The organism is Kitasatospora sp. LaBMicrA B282 (assembly GCF_050325825.1).
In the GTDB taxonomy this organism is placed as follows: Bacteria; Actinomycetota; Actinomycetes; order Streptomycetales; family Streptomycetaceae; genus Kitasatospora.
The window spans coordinates 1-1,445 of record NZ_JBNQTI010000357.1; the positions used below are offsets into that span (position 1 = coordinate 1).

The following is a 1,445-nucleotide window of genomic DNA, read 5'->3' on the forward strand; positions in this document are numbered from 1 at the left end:
GAGTCCGTCGGCGGAGACCACCACCGTGTGCGACACCCCGGGGGTGTTGTCCACGAAATTGGTGATCAGCCAGTTCAGGTTCTGTGCGGCCTGGCTCATCTGACTCAACTCAACGCTCCTGGTTCTCGGTGCCGAAGCCGTGGCCACCGCGGCCGCCGTCGCCGAAGGGGTCCGGCGCGGCAGAACGGTAGCCGCCCTGTGCTTGATCGGCACCAGCGGGGCGCCCGAAACCGTCGAACTGTTGTCCGGACACCGGAATTCCCTGGGTCGCCTCGGCTCCCGCCCGGCGGCCCTGCTGGATGCCGCGGCGCAGGTTGGTCAGCCGGCCGCGCACCTCCTCGGGCGCCCGGGAGACCTGCGGACCGGTCAGCGGGGCGGCCTCGGCGGTGCCGGCCACCAGGTTCGCCTGCGGGGTGCGCCGGGGCAGACCGGACAGGGTGACCCCGTCGGAGGAGGGCACCCGGACCTGCTCGGCCCGGCGCCAGCGCTCGTCGTTGGCCGACGGACGCCACGGCGCCTCGCCCGGCTGACCGCCCTGGCCGCCGAACTGCTGCCGGCCCGGCTGGGGCTGGCCCTGCTGCTGACCCTGCTGGCCAGGCTGCTGCTGGCGGCCCGGCTGCTGGTCGAAGCCCGGCGCCGAGGTGCCGGGACGCTGCGGCTGGTACGCCTGGCGACCCTCGGGGTCGCTGCCGTCGGCGGCCGGCTGGTTCACCTGGACCGAGGCCATCCGGCTGGCGCCGCCGCTGCGGAAGCCCTGCTGCCCGTCGCCCGGAGTGCCGGGCGTCGCGCCGTGCTCGGGCGAGCGGCGCGGCGGCAGCGCCATCGGCTGCTGCTGCGGCAGCGCCTGCTGGGGCGCGCTCTGCTGGGCGACCGGCGGCTGGGCCGGCTGCTGCTCCGGGTAACCGCCCTGCCGCGGGGCCGGGTTGGCCACGCTGGGCAGCACCGGCTCGACCAGACCGAGGCCGAGCGGGTCGCGCGGGTCGATCTGGCTCGCCTCGAAGGCGGGCCGGGCGAAGGACTGGGTGCTCTCCACCGGGGCCGGCTCGGGCGCACCCTGACCGATCACCGGCTGCTGCAGCGTGGGCGGACCCTGCCGGTCCGCGGCCGGGGCCTGCGGACGGGCGGCCGGTGCCGGCTGCGGGCGACCCTGCGGCGCGCCCTGACCGGGCTGCGGCCGGCCGGCCTGCTGCTGACCGGGCTGCGGCTGGCCCTGCTGCGGCTGGCCGGGACGGCCGGGCTGCTGCTGGCCGAGCTGGGGCTGGCCCTGCGGCGGCGCCCCCGGGCCGGCCTGGCCCGGTCGGCGCTGCGGCAGTCCGCCCGGACGGCCGTTCGGACCCACGTCACTGCGCACGCCCTGGCCCTGCGGCCGGGCCTTGGCCCGGTTGTGCTGCGGCTGGTCGCCGGCCGCGGCACCCTGCGGCGCACCGCGGCGGGGCAGGCCGGAG

Annotated in this window: 1 protein-coding gene and 1 pseudogene; both read right to left on the bottom strand. The window is 78.0% G+C overall.

Annotation, left to right across the window (positions count from 1 at the left end; translation table 11 throughout):
* A partial coding sequence (locus ACQRUO_RS39395; RefSeq protein WP_173669913.1) for a roadblock/LC7 domain-containing protein occupies nucleotides 1–99 on the bottom strand: 99 nt, incomplete at its 3' end.
* A gap of 10 nt (nucleotides 100–109) precedes the next feature.
* Nucleotides 110–1,445 (bottom strand): annotated as a pseudogene (locus ACQRUO_RS39400) (hypothetical protein); the annotation flags it as partial.